This is a genomic window from Butyricicoccus porcorum (assembly GCF_051246315.1).
Taxonomy (GTDB): Bacteria; Bacillota; Clostridia; order Oscillospirales; family Butyricicoccaceae; genus Butyricicoccus_A; species Butyricicoccus_A porcorum.
Genome location: NZ_CP178353.1, coordinates 85,181 through 102,015 on the forward strand (window position 1 = coordinate 85,181; position 16,835 = coordinate 102,015).

A 16,835-nucleotide genomic window follows, 5' to 3' on the forward strand; every position below is an offset into this window, starting at 1 on the left:
GCAGAAAAAATTTTTACGCAAAATAAGCCTGTTCCGATTTCACGCCGGAACAGGCTTATTTTATCCCTCGGTTTGTTCCCGGATTTCCGCCAAAAGCTCCTCCGGTTCCATTCCGTACAGCTTTGCCAATGCCAGAAGGTTTGCCGTATTCGGGTCGGATGCCCCGCGTTCCCATTTCGACACCGCCTGACGGCTCACGCCGATACGCTCTGCCACAAATTCCTGTGTCATCTTGCACCGGACACGGTGTGCCTTCAGGCGTTCGCTTTCCTTCTATTCTGATGCAAAAAGTATGGCAGAAAACCCCGGTTGCGGCCAGCAACCAGCGCGCAGCCGGGCAGTTTATCGGGATTTTTATCTGTTTTTATTTCAGAGAGTCATCGGCAATCGTTCTGTTTTGAAAATCATATTCTCTGTCGAGACCGTTTACTTCTCAACAGGTTCAGCAGGACTGCGATTTGGCGTTCTCACTCTTTGTCCGGTTTACCAGCACAATACCGATACAGACGAGCACGAGTGAGATCATATTGCGAACAGTGAACACAGTCTCATGCAGAATCATGCCGGACATCAGCGTACCAAACACAGGCACAAGGAAATTGTATACCGTAACCTTGCCGACCGGGTATTTCTTGAGCAGCCAGGTCCAGATGCTGAATGCCGCCGCCGACAGGAAAATCAAATAGCCCAGCAGCGCAACTGCCTTTGGCGTTACGGTAACAAAATGCCCGCCGCCGAATACACCCGCAAGCAGCAGCACCGCGCCGCCAAAAAACAACTGCCAGCCGGTAATCAGCATAGGAGACTCCCCCTTTGCAACAAATTTGCTGATGACCGCGCCCGCACCGGATGCCGCTGTGGACAGCAGCATAAAGCCCTCGCCGGTCAGCGAAAAACCGCCGCCGAGTGCATCCATCGAGCTGAGACTGATGATGATAACGCCGACAAAGCCGACCGCACAGCCAATTGTCTTCGCTGTCGTCAGGCGGTCATCCGGGAACAGGAAATGGGATGCACCGACTGCCAGAAAAGTCGACATCGCCGTGATGACAGAGCCCTTGACGCCGGTCGTGTGCGACAGGCCAATGTAAAAGAACACATATTGCAGGGTCGTCTGCACAAAGCCAAGCAGCAGGATGCCCTTCCAGAGCGAACGCTTCGGAAAAATCAGCTTTTTATTCAGCACGGCGGAAACCGCGAGCACTGCGACGCCTGCCAGCATAAACCGCCAACCCGCAAAAAACAGCTTGCTGTACGCATCATCCCCAATGCCAAACAGCGCATAGCCTGTCTTAACCGATGGAAATGCGCTGCCCCAGAGCAGCGTGCACAGCAGTGCCGGCAAAAAGATTCCGCCTTGTTTGATTGCATTCATATCATTTTTCTCCTATTTGTTGTTTCTTTTTTATCCTGTTTATGGTACATCATGCTGCTGCCAAATACAAGGGTGCAATTCTGTGCAATTTTCGTCAGCCTGCTTGACGAAAGCCGCTCTCACTGGTACAATAAATTGTGTAAAACCCTGTTATTTTTGTATGTTTTGCACTGTTTTTTATCTCTTTTTGAGTATGTTATACGAATGGAGGATTTCTAGGTATGGATTATCAGGCGCTCTATCAGAGCAAACTGACTACCGCGGAAGAAGCGGTCAAGGTAGTAAAAAGCGGTGACTGGCTGGACTTTGGCTGGTGCACCGGTATCCCGGTCGAGCTGGACAAGGCACTCGCAGCACGCGCGGACGAGCTGTATGACGTCAACATCCGCGGCGGCATTCTGCTGTGGCCGCTCGCAATCGCACAGGTTCCGGAAGCAAATAAGCATTTCTCCTGGAACTCCTGGCACATGAGCGGCATCGAACGCCACATGATTGACGACGGCATTGCTTACTATGCACCGCTGCGTTATTCCGAACTGCCGCGCTGGTACCGTGAGAGCATTGACAAGCCGGATGTTGTCATGATTCAGGTCGCGCCGATGGACAAGCACGGCTATTTCAACTTCGGTCCGAACGCATCCCATCTTGCCGCTGTCTGCGAGACCGCAAAAATCGTCATTGTTGAAGTCAACCAGAACATGCCGCGCTGCCTCGGCGGTTTTGAAGAAGGCGTACACATCAGCAAGGTTGACATGATCGTCGAGGGCAACAATCCCCCGATTGGCCAGATGGGTGGCGGCGGCGCCGCTTCCGAAATCGATGAGACGGTTGCCAAGCTGATCGTTGAGGAAATCCCGAACGGCGCATGCCTCCAGCTGGGTATCGGCGGCATGCCGAACGCAGTCGGCTCGCTGATCGCACAGTCCGATCTGAAGGATCTGGGTGTACATACCGAGATGTACGTCGATGGCTTTGTCGACATCGCGGCTGCCGGCAAGATCACCTGTAGCAAAAAGAACATCGACAAGGGCCGTCAGGTTTACGCTTTCGGTGCCGGCACCCAAAAGATGTATGACTATATGGACAACAACCCTGCCCTGATGAGCGCACCGGTCAGCTACACCAACGATGCGCGCACCATTGCGCAGATCGATAACTTTATCTCCATCAACAATGCAGTTGACCTCGACCTCACCGGCCAGATCAATGCGGAATCCGCAGGCGTGAAGCACATCAGCGGCGCAGGCGGACAGCTGGACTTTGTCCTCGGCGCATATCTGTCCAAGGGCGGCAAGAGCTTTATCTGCTGCTCCTCTACCTTCACCACTCGCAGCGGTGAGCTGAAGAGCCGCATCGTGCCGACCCTGAATCCGGGCTCCACCGTTACCGACACCCGTACCAACACACATTACCTCGTCACTGAGTACGGCAAGGTATGCCTGAAGGGTCTGTCCACCTGGGAGCGCGCAGAGGCAATTATCTCTGTCGCCCATCCGCAGTTCCGCGATGAGCTGATTCAGGAAGCGGAAAAGCTCAAGATCTGGAGAACCTCCAACCGCAGATAAAACTTCCCAATATCGCGCAAAACGCCGACGGCACATGCCGTCGGCGCAGCCTGTCGAAAAAGTCGCCGAAAGGCGGCTTTTTCTGTTATAATAAAGATAAGAGAGACAGGTGATAAAATGATAGTAAAAGGGAAGGAAAACAGAGAGGCAGTAGAGATTGTAAGTCTGGATATGTTAGTGCCCGAGGATCATCTACTGAGGAAAATAGATGCAGCAGTAGATTTCAAACAAATTTATGAATTTGTAGATGATTTGTACTGCAAGGACAACGGCAGGCCAAGTATCGATCCGGTAGTATTGTTTAAGATTGTAATGATACAGCACATATATGGGATACCATCGCTCCGGCGGACGCTGGAAGAAGTGAATATGAATGTTGCATACAGGTGGTTTATCGGTTATCCATTGAATGAGCAGGTGCCGCATTTTTCAACAGTAAGCTATAATTTTAAGCATCGTTTTACAACAGCAACTGTAGAATATATATTTCGGTGGATATTGAACACAGCAGCAAAGGAAGGATTTCTGGATACGAGTGCAATTTTTATCGATGGGACACATATCAAAGCAAGTGCAAACATGAAGAAAAAAGCACGAAAAGCTGTTCCAGTTGAAGCAAAACGATATGCAAAGGAGCTGCGGGAAGAAATTAACAGAGATCGCGAAGAACACGACAAAAAGCCATTCAACGATGATGACGATTCAACACCGCCAAAGGAGAAAGAAATAACAGTTTCGACAACGGATCCGGATGCCGGCGTATTCCATAAAGGTGAACACAAGAAGTGTTTTGCCTACGAAGCGCATACAGCCTGTGACAAGCATAATTTTATTCTCGACGTAGAAGTAACAGCAGGAAATGTACATGACAGTGTAGCATTTGACCCGTTATATGACCAGCTTTGCGAACATTACCCAGAACATAAAACGATAGTAGCAGACAGCGCCTACAAAACTCCTTCGATTTGTAAACGTATTTTTGAGAGTGGAAGAGTATTATCTACAGCATATAAACGTCCAATGACAAAGAAAGGCGGTCATGAATGGTGGAAATATGTTTATGATGAGTATTATGATTGTGTAATCTGTCCGGAGTATAAAACACTTCATTATGCAACAACGAACAAAGATGGATATCGTGAATATAAGAGCAGGTCATACGTCTGCGAACATTGTCCGACCAGAGAGCTGTGTACATCGAGTGCAAAGTTTGAAAAGACTGTCACCAGACACGTATGGGCTGATTATGTAGAGTTGGCAGAAGACGCACGTCATATGACTGAATATCGTGACTTATATAAACTCCGACAACAAAAGATTGAACGTGTATTTGCAGATGCCAAAGAAAAGCATGGTATGCGCTATACACAATATCGAGGCTTGGCTCAAGTTACCAACTGGGTGAAGCTTAAATTTGCTGCCATGAATCTGAAAAAGCTGGCTATGTGGAAGTGGAAGATCCATTTCCCTATTCCAGTTTTCCGGCTTTTTCCCTATATGTGCCAAAATCTGGCTCTCGCTTAATGCGCAGCCGGGTTCTTCGACAGGCTCCGCCGACGGCACATGCCGTCGGCGTTTTTTTTCTGTTTTCGGAAAGAAGATCAATGGCGGAATGTCAGCTCGCCGGTCTTTGCATCCATCGCATCGACAATAGCAAGTGATTCCAGACGAACACCACGTTCACGCAGCAGCTTTCCGCCCTCCTGGAAACCCTTTTCGACTGCGATGCCGACACCTTCCAACGTAGCACCGGATGCTTCAATGATATCGAGCAATCCGTTGACCGCGCAGCCATTCGCAAGGAAGTCATCGATCACAAGGATATGATCGTCCGGGGAAAGGAATTTTTTGGATACAATGACGTCATATACGCGCTTATGGGTAAATGACTGTACCTTGGAGGCATATACCTCTCCGTCAATGTTGATCGACTGTGCTTTTTTTGCAAAAACCACCGGAACCTCAAACAGCTGTGCTGCAATACATGCAATGCCAATGCCAGAGGCCTCGATGGTAAGTATTTTATTGATCGGTGCATCCGCAAACAGGCGCTTCCATTCGCGTCCCATTTCGGAAAAAAGATGTACATCCATTTGATGGTTGAGGAAGCTGTCCACCTTGAGGACATTTCCTTTCTTGACTACGCCCTTTTCACGAATATACTGCTCCAGAAGCTCCATACCATACGCATCCTTTCCGATTTGTGATGTAATTGCGTGTTTGTATCGTATCACATTCCAAATGCGCTTGCAAGTATCTTTTGACAGAACCTGTCAGGTTTTATCGATTTTCAGGATATGAAACCGGTCGGGGTCGGCGGAAAGCATGACAGGATCACCCGCCTGCGGCGGAGAATCTGCATCATGTGGCACGGTCCAGAGCAGCATGCCGTGTGATGTCTGCACAATGGCCTGATCCGTATGGATACCGGGCAGCATGCGCTGCACCGTGCCGGAAACTGTCACCGTATCGCCGCCGCATGCAGGCCGCAAATCCTCCGGACGGATGCCAAGGCAGCAGGGGGCGGAATCGTTTGGCTGCATGCCATCTGGCAGCGGGAAAAAGTTGCGCATGCCGGTCAGCTCCGCGCAGGCACGTGTTTTGGGATTGTGCCACAGATCAATACAACTTCCCTGCTCGACAATGCGTCCGCCGGACACGACAGCCGCACGTGAGCAAAGCTGCATTGCCTCAGAAAAATCATGTGTGACGAGCAGGGATACCCCCACATGCCGCGCGAGCACCTCTGCCATCTGCTGGCGTACCTCACCGCGCAGATGCGTATCCAACGCGGAAAATGGCTCGTCGAGCAGCAGCACCTCCGGCTGTGCGCCCAACATGCGTGCGAGTGCGGTGCGCTGCTTCTGCCCACCGGACAGCTGTGCCGGGCGATGCTCTGCCAGCGCGGTCAGCTGAAAGCGCTCCATCAATGCGCGGCACGCCTGCTGTTTTTCCTGCTTCGTGCCGCGCATGCCCATCATGATGTTCCCCGCCACCGTCCTGTTCTCAAACAGTGCATACTGTTGGAACAGATATCCGGCATGGCGGCGCTGTGGCGGCAGACAGGTGCGCGCTGTGCTGTCATACCATGTCTTTTCTCCCAAAGCAATGTGCCCTCTGTCGGGTACGACGATGCCTGCGATGCAGCGCAGCAGCATGCTCTTGCCGCTGCCGGATGCCCCGATAACCGCCGTCGGTGCGTCGGGAAATTCCGCCTGCATATCGAGCGAAAATCCGCCCAGCTTTTTGTGAATGTCCACACACAGACTCACCGCGGCTTCCCCTCCTTTCGCCGTACATAACGGCTGTTCCAGATATTGACTGCAATCATGCCCGCGAACGACAGCACGCAGATCGTGCCTGCCCAGAAGGCCGCTTCGCCGTAATGCGCTTTTCCTGCCTGCACAGCGGAATAAATCGCCACAGACATTGTCTGTGTCTTGCCCGGAATGTTTCCCGCAATCATAACCGTCGCGCCGAATTCACCGAGTGCGCGCGCAAAGGCAAGCACGGTTCCCGCGGCAATGCCCGGTGTACAGCCGGGCAGCGTGATGTGCAGAAAAATACTCCATTCACTCATACCCAGTGTACGCCCTGCCGCCGCGAAGTCGGGATCAAGCTGTTCCATTGCGCCGCGCACCGTGCGATACATCAGCGGAAACGCGACGACGGTGGACGCAATGACGCCCGCCGTCGGTGTAAAAATAATGGAAATGCCGAGTGCATTCAATACTGCGCCGAGCGGGCCGTATTTGCCGAGCAACAGCAGCAGACCAAAGCCTACTACCGTCGGCGGCAGCACCATTGGCAGCGTCAGAATGCCGTCAACCAGCCCCTGCCCGCGGCGCAGGCGCAGCACAAGCCACGCCGCGCCGATGCCGAGCACGACCGAAAATACTGTCGCCAGCAATGCGATTTTCAGTGTCAAAAAGAGGGGCGATACATCCATGTTCCGTTCTCCTGTATGTGTCAGATATCCTTACTCTGCAATGCCAAAGCCGTATTTCTCGAATACCGCTGCGGCATCATCCGCCTCAAGGAATTCCAAAAAGCTCTGTGCCGCTTCATTTTCTGCGCCATCCTTGGTCAGTGCAATCGGATAGATGACCGGAGCACAGCTGTCCTCCGGTGCCGCGCAGACAACCGTTACGCTGTCGGTAACTGCCGCATCGGTCGCATATACAATACCTGCATCAACCTCACCGGTCTCACACCAAGCCAGTACCTGACGGACGTCCGAGCCGAGAACTGCCTTCGCGTTGACTGCATCCCAGATGCCCAGTGTGGTCAGAATCTCCTGCGCGTACTGGCCAACCGGTACACTGTCCGGGTTGCCGATGGCAACCTTTGCGACGGAATCCGAAGCCAGATCTTCAAACGAGGTAACCGCGTCTGAATCCTTCGGCACAACCAGAACTGCCTCGTTGGTCAGCAGGTCGCTGCGTGTTTCGTCCGCCATCAACCCCTCATCGCACAGCGCATCCATCTGCTTCTGTGCCGCAGACAGGAACAGATCGCACGGCGCGCCGTTTTCAATCTGGCTCTGCAAATCGCCCGAGCCCGCATAGTTTGCCGTAATTGCAACGTCCGGATTCTCCTCATTATAATCCTCAATCAGCTCATCCAGGCAATCAGTCATGCTCTTTGCTGCAAACACAGTGACTTCCCCGCTCAGTGAGCTGGTTGCAGCCGTATCCGCCGCGCTGCCGGCATCCGCATCGGTATTGCTGTTGTTGCTGCTGCTTCCGCAGCCCGCCAGCATGCTGACAGACAGTGCCGCTGCCAGAATTGCCGCTGTCCACTTTTTCATTTTCATGTCGAGTTCCTCCCGATTCGTTATTCTCACTTAAGTATAACGCATGTACAAAATTTGTCAATGGTGCTAAAAAATTATTTTATATCTGTTTTCGTGTTTTAGGCAATGGAAAAGGGCTGTTCCGCTCTCCTACAGAACAACCCTTTCGCTGGTTACAAAGTACCGTCTCACATAATTTTCTGAACCGAAACCAGCGCACGCGGATTCCGGATCTGTATACCCGGAGGGTATGCGCCTGATCCCGGCACGGATGAACAAAAGGAGCACCGCCCGCAGTCTTTCCCCTTACTACACGCGGCATGTGCGCTCCGGCATCCGACGAAAATGTGTACTTTATGATTTAATTATAGCAATTCAAATGTAATTGTCAATAACATTTTTCCTTTTGCACACAAACAACACAGAAGTGAGGGAATTCCCGTGTTACAGATGGGCGCAGGTTGTGGTTACAACACGGCCCTGCTCCAACGACGTCGGTACATCGATGAGGCGCTGGTTGCGGCTGCCGCGGAAGCGCAGCGACAGGTCGCGCTGTTCCTGTACGAACGGGCCGTCCACCAGCACATCACACTGCCGCAGCAGTGCGAGCACATCCGGATCATCCATCTCAAGCAGCTGCTCCCATGTATAGCCGGTATAGGTCATGATATGCTTGCCGCCCAGGCGCAGCACGCGCGCCAGCTCTGCCAGCGGCTTTGGCTGACAGAACGGCTCACCACCGGACAGCGTCACGCCGCCGATAAGCGGATCGGCCTGCACATCTGCCAGCAGACGGGAGATTTTGACCTCCTGCCCGCCCGCAAAGTCATGCGTCTGCGGATTGTGGCAGCCCGGACAGTGATGCGGGCAGCCCTGCGTAAAAATGACAAAGCGTATGCCGGGGCCATCGACAATGGATTCGTCGATGACTCCGGCAATGCGAAGATTTTGATCTATCATGGACTTATGCGTTATGCGCTGTGGCGGATGTCACGGCATGCGCAATCCTGCGGATTTTCCATTTTGCGATAGACATCGTGCTTGACGCGGTCATTTTCCTCTGCGCGCTTGGCGTTGTTGAAGCGGTCCAGCGTGCCGACCAGATAACCGGTAATGCGGCGGATGCGCTCAAAGCCGACGCCCTCTCCTACCATTTCCTCGCCGTTTGCATTGTATGTGATGTGATTGAGCTCCTTCATGATAAATACCTCCTCAGGTGAATCTGTATCTGAATTAAGAAAGCGGATTGGGACGGCGGTCACGCTCTTCATTCGGGTCGCCGTGATATCCGATGGTGTCACTGTTGTGGTTTTTATAGACGCCCAGCTGGCGCAGCTTTTCTACGCTGACTGCTTCGCCCTCGCGGCGGCCGCAGCGCGGGCATACATCGTCGATGATACCGGTATAGCCGCACACCGGGTCGCGGTCAACCGGATGGTTGATAGAACCGTAGCCGATGCCGCATTCCTTCATATAGCGGATGACAGCCTCAAATGCATCGAGGTTCTGCGTCGGATCACCGTCCAGCTCGACATAGCTGATGTGTCCGCCGTTGGTAAGCGCGTGATACGGCGCCTCAAGCTGAATTTTTCGGAATGCCGAAATCGGATAATAAACCGGCACATGGAACGAGTTGGTGTAATAATCGCGGTCGGTAACACCCGGAATCACGCCATATCGCTCGCGGTCCAGACGGGTAAACCGTCCGGACAGACCCTCTGCCGGTGTCGCAATGACGGTAAAGTTCAGGCCGGTTTCGCGGCTCTCACGATCCATGCGCTCGCGCATACGGGTGACAATGGCCAGCCCCATACGCTGTGCCTGCTCGGATTCGCCGTGATGCTTGCCCATCAGCGCCTTGAGACACTCGGCAAGGCCGATGAATCCGACGGTCAGGGAGCCATGCTTGAGCACCTCGCCGACCTTGTCGTCCGGGCCGAGCTTGTCGGAATCAATCCAGACACCCTGACCCATCAGGAACGGATAATTGCGCACGCGCTTCTCACTCTGAATCTGAAAGCGTGCCTTGAGCTGATCGATGACCAGATCGAGCTTTTCGTCAAGCTCCTGGAAGAATGCCTCCGCATTGCCGTTCGACTTAATGGCGATGCGCGGCAGATTGATCGACGTAAAGCTGAGGTTTCCGCGTCCATAGACAATCTGTCTGGACGGATCGTAATTGTTGCCGACGACACGGGTCCGGCAGCCCATATAAGCCGCCTCGGTTTCCGGATATCCCGGCTTGTAGTACTGTGCGTTGAACGGGGCGTCGAGGAACGAGAAGTTCGGGAACAGGCGCTTCGCAGAAACGCGGATCGCCAGCTTGAACAAATCGTAGTTCGGGTCGCCCGGATTGTAGTTGATGCCTTCCTTGACCTTGAAGATATGAATCGGGAAGATCGAGGTCTCACCATTGCCCAGTCCGGCCTCAGTTGCCAGCAGAAGACTCTTCATGACAAGGCGACCCTCCGGAGAGGTATCCGTGCCATAGTTGAGCGACGAGAACGGAATCTGTGCGCCTGCACGGGAGTGCATGGTGTTGAGGTTATGCACCAGCGCCTCCATCGCCTGATACGTGGTGCGCTCGGTTTCCCGGCGCGCATACTTGACGGTAAACGCCAGAATCTTGTCCGCGGTCTCCGCATCCGTGCGCTCCAACAGACGGCCGCGGATGCATTCTGTTGCACCGTTGTCATCTGCGAGCACCGGCTTCTGCTCACACGCCTCAACCAGCGTCTTCGCGGTCTCCAGTGCGTCATCCTCCACGCCGTACGCCTCCAGCGCCTTGGCGAGGTTGTCGCGGTACTTATGCCAGTAGGTTTTGCGCACGCCCGGTGCCATGCTGTAGTCGAAATTCGGCACGCTCTGGCCGCCGTGCTGGTCGTTCTGGTTGGACTGAATGGCGATGCACGCCAGTGCCGAATAGCTCATGATGTCATTCGGCTCACGCAGGAAGCCGTGCCCGGTGGAAAATCCGCCGTCAAACAGCTTGAGCAGGTCAATCTGCGTGCAGGTCGTAGTCAGGGTGTAGAAATCGAAGTCGTGAATGTGGATATCGCCCTCGCGGTGTGCCTTGGCAATGTGCGGTTCCAGAAGGAACATCTCATTGAACTGTTTCGCACCCTCCGAGCCATATTTCAGCATCGTGCCCATCGCGGTGTCACCGTCGATGTTGGCATTTTCGCGCTTGATGTCGTTCTCAATTGCGGACTGGAACGTCAGATCCTCATAAATCTTCATCAGTCCGGTATTCATCTCGCGCTGACGGGAACGCTCATTGCGGTACAGGATATAGGCCTTTGCGGTCTTTGCGTGGCCGCTTTCGACGAGGATCTTCTCGACCGCGTCCTGTACATACTCCACTGACGGCGTCGGTGTGGGGCTGTGCGCCTCCACATAGTCTGCCACATCCAAAGCCAGCCGCATCGACATCTGGTAATCGTGGCCGCCGGACGCTTCCGCGGCCTTGTAGATGGCATTTGCGATTTTCGTCACATCAAAAAACACACATCTGCCGTCTCTCTTCTCAATCTGCTGAATCATCTATTGCTGCTCCTCTGGTTACTCTGATAAAATAAGTTCCGACTGTTGCGCGCATAATACAAAATATGCACGTTTTTTACACTCATGAACACAACATATTGTGTTCAGTGTGACCCAGAACTGTTTTATATTTTAGTACGCCGAGGCGCATCTGTCAAGGGCGCAATGCCCCCTTGTGGTGTGTCTCAGCTGGTAGGAATCATTCCTATTTCTTGATTTTTGGCCAGAGTGCCCGTCTTTGCCAATCCGCCAAACCGGTGCGAACCGCCCGCCGGGTCGGGAACGATTTTGCTCAAAAACCGGGGCTGGTGGGCAGAGAAGCAACGTTTTGCAAACAAATCCTCTGTCCCCGCCGGAGATTTTCCGGCAGGCAGTTCTGCCCGCCGCAAAACGCAAAAGCGAACTTTTAAAAATTTTTTATTTTTGTTGTCCACACCTCTTCAGACCACAACATATTGTGGTCTATGCCGGCTGTCACAGATTCCAGCAGTGGTTGAGCGGCCCGTTGCCCGCGCCGAGGTTCAGACCGTCGCGCAGGGCACCGGTCAAATATGCCTTTGCCTGGCGCACAGCGTCCGGCATGCAGGCACCTGCCGCCAGTGCGCAGGCGATCGCGGAGGACAGTGTACAGCCCGTGCCGTGTGTGTTCGGGTTGTCGATACGCGTACCCTCAAACCAGAACGCCTGTCCGTTCCAGACGAGCAGGTCGTCCGCAGCTCCGGCAAGATGCCCGCCTTTGACGAGTACCGCACCGCCGGTCTGCGCCGCAATGGCAAAGCCCGCCTGCTCCATCTGTTCCCTCGTTTCAATCCGGCTGCCGCACAGCGCTTCCGTCTCCGGAATGTTCGGCGTAATCAGCTGTGCCAGCGGCAGAAGCTGCGTGCGCAGCGCATCCATCGCCTCGGGCTTCAGCAGTGCACGTCCGGAGGTGGAAAACATGACGGTGTCCAGCACGATATTTTGCGCACCGTAGTGCCGCAGCCTGTCCGAGATGACTGAAATGTTCTCCGCAGACGAAACCATACCGATTTTCACGGCGTCCGGCACAATGTCGGTAAAAATACAGTCCAGCTGCTGTGCCAGGAAATCCGCCGGTGTCTCCTGCACGCCGTACACACTGGTTGTGTTCTGTGCAGTCAGCGCTGTAATCGCGCTCATGGCATACATGCGGTGTGCCGTGATGGTCTTGATATCCGCCTGGATGCCCGCGCCGCCGCTGCAATCCGAACCGGCAATGGTGAGTACCTTATTCACAGCAGAATTCCTCCCAGCCCATGATGTACTGACGGCACAACGGGCGGATCACCTCTGCCTCACTGCGCGCGGAATGGTCATACACGCCCACAACCGGATAGCCTGCCCGGACCGCGGTTTCAATACAATGCAGGCTGTCCTCAAAGACAACCGTCTGCTGCTTCGGCGTGCCCAGCCTGCGCGCACATTCGTCAAAAATATACGGCAGGTTTTTGCTTGTATTCAAATCCCCACAGGTGAGCAGAAACGAAAAGTACTCTCCAATCCCCAACCGACGGAGTGCCATCTCGACCAGCTCGCGCCCTGTGGCGGTCGCAATGCACATAGGGATACCCTTTCCCTTCAGGCTGTCCAACATCGCGCGTACGCCCGCCTTGAGCGGCGCACGGCTGCGGTAATCCTCCGCTATCATATCGCTGATCTGGCGGCAGATGGTGTCCACCGATTCGGTAATACCGAAATCCTGGCGGTAATATTCCGCTGCCTCCGGCAGCGTCATCGTCTTCAGCCGCAGCGGCAGGTCATCCGGCACCGGAATATTCCGCTCCTCCAGATAGCGGGAGCCGACTGTCTCCCAGAACGGCATAGAATCGAGCAACGTGCCGTCCAGATCAAAAATTGCACCTTTCAGCTTCATGCCTGTACCAGCTCCTCTGCACGCGCGCGCAGCGCCGCCGTCGCCGCCTGAATGTCAGGTGCGGCAAAAATACCGGAAACAATCGCCACGCCTGCGACACCAGTTCCCGTGAGCTCCAGCATGTTGTCCAGCTTGATTCCGCCGATGGCAACGCAGGGAATGGCAACGCCCGCGCAGATATCACAGATATCGTGATGGGTCAGCGGGGCGGCGTCCGTCTTGGTCCACGTGCTGTGCACCGCGCCGACACCGAGATAATCTGCCCCGCGGCTCTGTGCCAGCTGTGCCTCTTCGACCGAATGCGCCGATACGCCGATGATTTTTTCCTCGCCCAGCAGCGTGCGCACATCGCCTGCCTCCATGTCATCCTGTCCGACATGTACGCCGTCCGCACCGCTCTCCAGGCATGCCTGTACATCGTCATTGATGATGCAGCATACACCGTAGCTGTGGCACAGCTGTACAATATCCTTTGCCTCTGCGACGAATTCCTCATGAGAAAGACCCTTTTCCCGGATCTGTACCAGTGTCGCACCGCCTTTCAGGCACTGCTCGACCTGCTGATACAGTGTGCTGTCACCCGTCCATGCGCGGTCGGTGACGGCATATAACAGCATGGAATTTTTTACCTGCTGTGCTTTATCGAATTTCAATGTTCATTCCTCCCTGTAATGTCTGTGCGTCCATCAGACTGACCGCATCCATCAGGCAGACACGGAACGTACCGGTTCCGCCGCCCATTTCTTCGGTCTTTTTGCGGGCAATATCGCCCGCCACACCCATAACGGCAGTTGCCGCCGCGGCTGCCTCCAGAATCTGATCGTGATTGGCACCGCAGAATGCCGCCGTGAGTGCGGAGAGCATGCAGCCGGTACCGGTCACCCGCGACATCATCGGATGCCCATTGCGGCAGATATACGCGCGCTCCGGCGATGCAATGATATCAATGGCACCGCTGACCGAAACCACCGCACCGAGCGATGCGCTCAACTGCTTGAAGAACGCCACGCGCTCCTCCAGATTTTCCTCCGTCACAGCATCCGCCGCGCCCGCGTCGACGCCCTTCGTATTAGACGCCGCACCGCCGACTGCCAGCAGCTCGGATACATTGCCGCGCACGACAGCAAACTGATAAGCTGAAAAAAATTCGCGCAGTGTGTCCATGCGGTATGCCGATGCGCCCGCGCCAACCGGGTCGAGCACAACCGGTACACCCGCCTGATTGGCTGCGGCGATTGCCCGGTGCATCGCCCGTACAGTCATCGTATTGAGGTTGCCGATGTTGATATCCACTGCGCCCGCCACGGACGCAATATCAGCAGCCTCCTGTTCAGCCTCCGCCATCGTCGGCGACGCACCGCACGCAAGCACGATATTGGCACAATCATTCGTTGTAATATAATTGGTAATGCAGTGAATCAGCGGCGCGCGCTGACGCACATTGTCCAGAATCTGTTCAAACACAGGTTTTCATCCCTTCCAAAAAAACTGCGAAAAAAAGCCCGCCCTAACAGTATACCGTTGTCCGGCGCGGACTGTCAATGACCGTTATTCTTTTATACTTTGACATCCGGCAATGCGGATGCTATCATAGTAATGATTTGAATTTTTTTGAAAGGAAGGTACAACTGCACCTTGGATATTTCTGCCTTATACACACAGATTATTGTCATGTTCCTGCTGATGGGTGTCGGCGCGATCTGCTATAAACGCGGCATCATCACCGACGAGGGATCGGGACAGATGTCCACCCTCATCATGACCTTTGTCGCACCCTGCGTCATCATCCATTCGTTCTGCCGCGCCTTCGATCCCGCCATGCTCGGCAAACTGATTACTTCATTTGCCATGTCTGTGCTGCTGCTCGCAGTCAGCATCGGGCTCACCACACTGGTGTTCCGCAAGGGGACGCCGGATTATGCGGACAAGCGCATGTGCGTGATTTTTTCCAACAACGGCTTTATGGCGCTGCCGCTGTTACAGGCACTGTATGGCGACGATGGCGTATTCATCGGCTCGATCAATATTGTCGCCACCAATATCCTCATCTGGACATATGGCGTCTGGCTGCTCTCGCGCGCAAGCGGACGCGCCTCCGGCGGCGTAAACTGGCGAAAAATCCTGTTCAATCCGGGCACCATCGGCTTTTTTGTCGGCCTTGCGATTTTCCTGACCTCATTTCAGCTGCCGGAAATCGCCGACAGCACAGTGTCCTTCCTCGCCGACCTGAACACGCCGCTCGCCATGATTGTGCTCGGCGTGTATCTGGCGCAGTCCAATCTGAAGGAAATCATCAAAGACCGCTCGATGTACATCGTTTCCCTGTTCCGTCTGGCAGTTGTGCCGCTTATTACCATTGTCCTGCTGATGCTCCTGCCGTTTGACCGCAGTGTTTCCGCGGTGCTCATCATCAGCATTTCCATGCCGTGTGCGGTCGCCGCTTCGATGTTTGCACAGATGTACGGCACAAATTACCGCTATTCCAGCCGGATTATCGCGTTTTCCACGCTGCTCTCCGCCATCACGATGCCGGTCATGCTCAGCCTGTATCAGCTGCTCGCGGCGTAAGACATCCCGATATTGTCCCAATATACACAAAAGCCGGACGATTTCACCGTCCGGCTCTTTTTATATGCTGTTACAGACTCGCTTTGCCCCGAAAGTCCTTTGTGCGGATGGGTTGAAATGCCGCCTTCCCCTGTCCGCAAACGGGGCAGTGAAAACTTTCATCCACATAAGACCACGGGATACCCACACCGATATCTTCCTTCGGCTCACCGTGAATCGGGTCATAGACATAGCCACACACGGAACAGCTGTACCGCCGCATATCGCTCTGCATCTGACATCGCTCCTTTCGCTCTGTCAGTTTTCCCGCAATACCGGATGGATATGCGCGTGTCACAGGTCAATTTCCAACGCCACCGGGCAGTGGTCACTGCCCATGATATCGGTCAGAATTTCTGCCTTCTGTATTTTATCCGCGATTCGGTTAGACACAAGGAAATAGTCAATGCGCCAGCCCGCGTTGTTCTGCCGCGCCTTGAACCGATACGACCACCAGCTGTACACGCCGGTCACATCGGGATACAGATAGCGGAAGCTGTCGGTGAAACCCGAATCGAGCAGCTCAGTCATCTTCGCGCGCTCCTCATCCGAAAAGCCCGCATTGCCGCGGTTGGTCTTCGGGTTTTTGAGGTCGATTTCCTCATGTGCGACATTGAGGTCGCCGCAGATAATCACCGGCTTCCTGGCATCCAGCTTGTTCACATAATCGCGGAAATCGTCCTCCCACTGCATGCGGTAATCCAGCCGCTTGAGTTCATTCTGTGAATTCGGTGTATAGCATGTGACAAGATAAAAATTCTCATATTCCGCTGTTATCAGCCGTCCCTCGTGGTCATGTGCATCCATGCCCATGCCGCAGATGACATGCAGCGGTTTTTTCTTTGTAAACACCGCCGTACCGCTGTAGCCCTTTTTCTCCGCGCTGTACCAGTATTCCTCATAGCCCTCGCAGTCGACCTGTGCCTGTCCCGGCTGCATTTTGGTCTCCTGTAAGCAAAAGATATCCGCATCCTGTGCGTGAAAAACGTCCTGAAAGCCTTTGCCGAGGCAGGCGCGCAGGCCGTTGACATTCCATGAAATCAGTCTCATTGCAGTTTT

Annotated in this window: 18 protein-coding genes and 1 pseudogene; 3 read left to right on the forward strand and 16 right to left on the reverse strand. The window is 54.1% G+C overall.

The annotated features are described in order from the left end of the window. Nucleotides 1-60: 60 nt before the first annotated feature. Nucleotides 61-258, reverse strand: a complete 198-nt coding sequence (locus ACLM7Z_RS00345; RefSeq protein ID WP_435645753.1) for a helix-turn-helix transcriptional regulator — start codon at nt 256-258, stop codon at nt 61-63. A gap of 184 nt (nt 259-442) precedes the next feature. Then, nucleotides 443-1,375, reverse strand: a complete 933-nt coding sequence (locus ACLM7Z_RS00350) for a DMT family transporter (RefSeq protein WP_273350523.1) — start codon at nt 1,373-1,375, stop codon at nt 443-445. A 221-nt stretch (nt 1,376-1,596) separates the two neighbouring features. On the opposite strand from ACLM7Z_RS00350, the gene ACLM7Z_RS00355 reads away from it, so the two are divergent. Next, nucleotides 1,597-2,940: a butyryl-CoA:acetate CoA-transferase gene (locus ACLM7Z_RS00355; protein WP_087017150.1), complete on the forward strand. Its 1,344-nt coding sequence runs from the start codon at nt 1,597-1,599 to the stop codon at nt 2,938-2,940. Nucleotides 2,941-3,057: 117 nt separating this feature from the next. Next, a complete protein-coding gene (locus ACLM7Z_RS00360; RefSeq protein ID WP_435644792.1) occupies nt 3,058-4,464 on the forward strand; it encodes an IS1182 family transposase in 1,407 nt (468 codons plus the stop codon). 77 nt (nt 4,465-4,541) lie between these two features. Here ACLM7Z_RS00360 and ACLM7Z_RS00365 read toward each other — a convergent pair whose 3' ends face one another. The 12 genes and pseudogenes from ACLM7Z_RS00365 to thiM form a co-directional block, all read right to left on the reverse strand. Next, nucleotides 4,542-5,120: a xanthine phosphoribosyltransferase gene (locus ACLM7Z_RS00365; protein WP_087017148.1), complete on the reverse strand. Its 579-nt coding sequence runs from the start codon at nt 5,118-5,120 to the stop codon at nt 4,542-4,544. A gap of 93 nt (nt 5,121-5,213) precedes the next feature. After that, on the reverse strand, nt 5,214-6,212 hold the full coding sequence (locus tag ACLM7Z_RS00370) for a sulfate/molybdate ABC transporter ATP-binding protein (protein WP_087017146.1): 999 nt from the start codon (nt 6,210-6,212) through the stop codon (nt 5,214-5,216). After that, nucleotides 6,209-6,889 (reverse strand): molybdate ABC transporter permease subunit, encoded by a 681-nt coding sequence (gene modB, locus ACLM7Z_RS00375; protein ID WP_273350521.1) that lies wholly within the window; start codon nt 6,887-6,889, stop codon nt 6,209-6,211. Before modB ends, ACLM7Z_RS00370 begins: the two co-directional genes overlap by 4 nt. A 30-nt stretch (nt 6,890-6,919) precedes the next feature. Continuing rightward, on the reverse strand, nt 6,920-7,756 hold the full coding sequence (gene modA, locus ACLM7Z_RS00380; RefSeq protein WP_087017142.1) for a molybdate ABC transporter substrate-binding protein: 837 nt from the start codon (nt 7,754-7,756) through the stop codon (nt 6,920-6,922). A gap of 423 nt (nt 7,757-8,179) precedes the next feature. After that, the gene (nrdG, locus tag ACLM7Z_RS00385; protein ID WP_087017140.1) at nt 8,180-8,695 is read right to left on the reverse strand and encodes an anaerobic ribonucleoside-triphosphate reductase activating protein; all 516 of its coding nucleotides are present in this window, start codon (nt 8,693-8,695) and stop codon (nt 8,180-8,182) included. Nucleotides 8,696-8,706: 11 nt separating this feature from the next. Beyond that, nucleotides 8,707-8,871, reverse strand: a pseudogene (gene nrdD, locus ACLM7Z_RS00390) (anaerobic ribonucleoside-triphosphate reductase); the annotation flags it as partial. Between the two features lie 97 nt (nt 8,872-8,968). Continuing rightward, a complete protein-coding gene (locus tag ACLM7Z_RS00395) occupies nt 8,969-11,278 on the reverse strand; it encodes an anaerobic ribonucleoside triphosphate reductase (RefSeq protein ID WP_087017136.1) in 2,310 nt (769 codons plus the stop codon). A gap of 185 nt (nt 11,279-11,463) precedes the next feature. Beyond that, complete coding sequence (locus tag ACLM7Z_RS00400) at nt 11,464-11,712, reverse strand: hypothetical protein (RefSeq protein ID WP_435645452.1); 249 nt, start codon at nt 11,710-11,712, stop codon at nt 11,464-11,466. 40 nt (nt 11,713-11,752) lie between these two features. Next, complete coding sequence (thiD, locus tag ACLM7Z_RS00405) at nt 11,753-12,532, reverse strand: bifunctional hydroxymethylpyrimidine kinase/phosphomethylpyrimidine kinase (protein ID WP_435645453.1); 780 nt, start codon at nt 12,530-12,532, stop codon at nt 11,753-11,755. Continuing rightward, the gene (locus ACLM7Z_RS00410; RefSeq protein ID WP_273350518.1) at nt 12,525-13,169 is read right to left on the reverse strand and encodes an HAD family phosphatase; all 645 of its coding nucleotides are present in this window, start codon (nt 13,167-13,169) and stop codon (nt 12,525-12,527) included. The genes thiD and ACLM7Z_RS00410 overlap by 8 nt, the downstream gene beginning before the upstream one ends. Further along, on the reverse strand, nt 13,166-13,822 hold the full coding sequence (gene thiE, locus ACLM7Z_RS00415; protein WP_087017129.1) for a thiamine phosphate synthase: 657 nt from the start codon (nt 13,820-13,822) through the stop codon (nt 13,166-13,168). Before thiE ends, ACLM7Z_RS00410 begins: the two co-directional genes overlap by 4 nt. Then, nucleotides 13,809-14,633 (reverse strand): hydroxyethylthiazole kinase, encoded by an 825-nt coding sequence (gene thiM / locus ACLM7Z_RS00420; RefSeq protein WP_087017127.1) that lies wholly within the window; start codon nt 14,631-14,633, stop codon nt 13,809-13,811. The genes thiE and thiM overlap by 14 nt, the downstream gene beginning before the upstream one ends. A 171-nt stretch (nt 14,634-14,804) precedes the next feature. Here thiM and ACLM7Z_RS00425 point away from each other — a divergent pair, with 171 nt between their 5' ends. Next, entirely contained in the window at nt 14,805-15,737 is a 933-nt protein-coding gene (locus tag ACLM7Z_RS00425) for an AEC family transporter (RefSeq protein WP_087017125.1), read from the forward strand. Nucleotides 15,738-15,807: 70 nt separating this feature from the next. Here the strand turns inward: ACLM7Z_RS00425 and ACLM7Z_RS00430 are convergent, their stop codons facing one another. Both ACLM7Z_RS00430 and ACLM7Z_RS00435 read right to left on the reverse strand, forming a co-directional pair. After that, entirely contained in the window at nt 15,808-16,011 is a 204-nt protein-coding gene (locus ACLM7Z_RS00430; RefSeq protein ID WP_242969761.1) for a rubredoxin, read from the reverse strand. A gap of 59 nt (nt 16,012-16,070) precedes the next feature. Next, nucleotides 16,071-16,826, reverse strand: coding sequence for an exodeoxyribonuclease III (locus tag ACLM7Z_RS00435; RefSeq protein WP_087017123.1), 756 nt, complete (start codon nt 16,824-16,826; stop codon nt 16,071-16,073). Nucleotides 16,827-16,835: the final 9 nt, after the last annotated feature.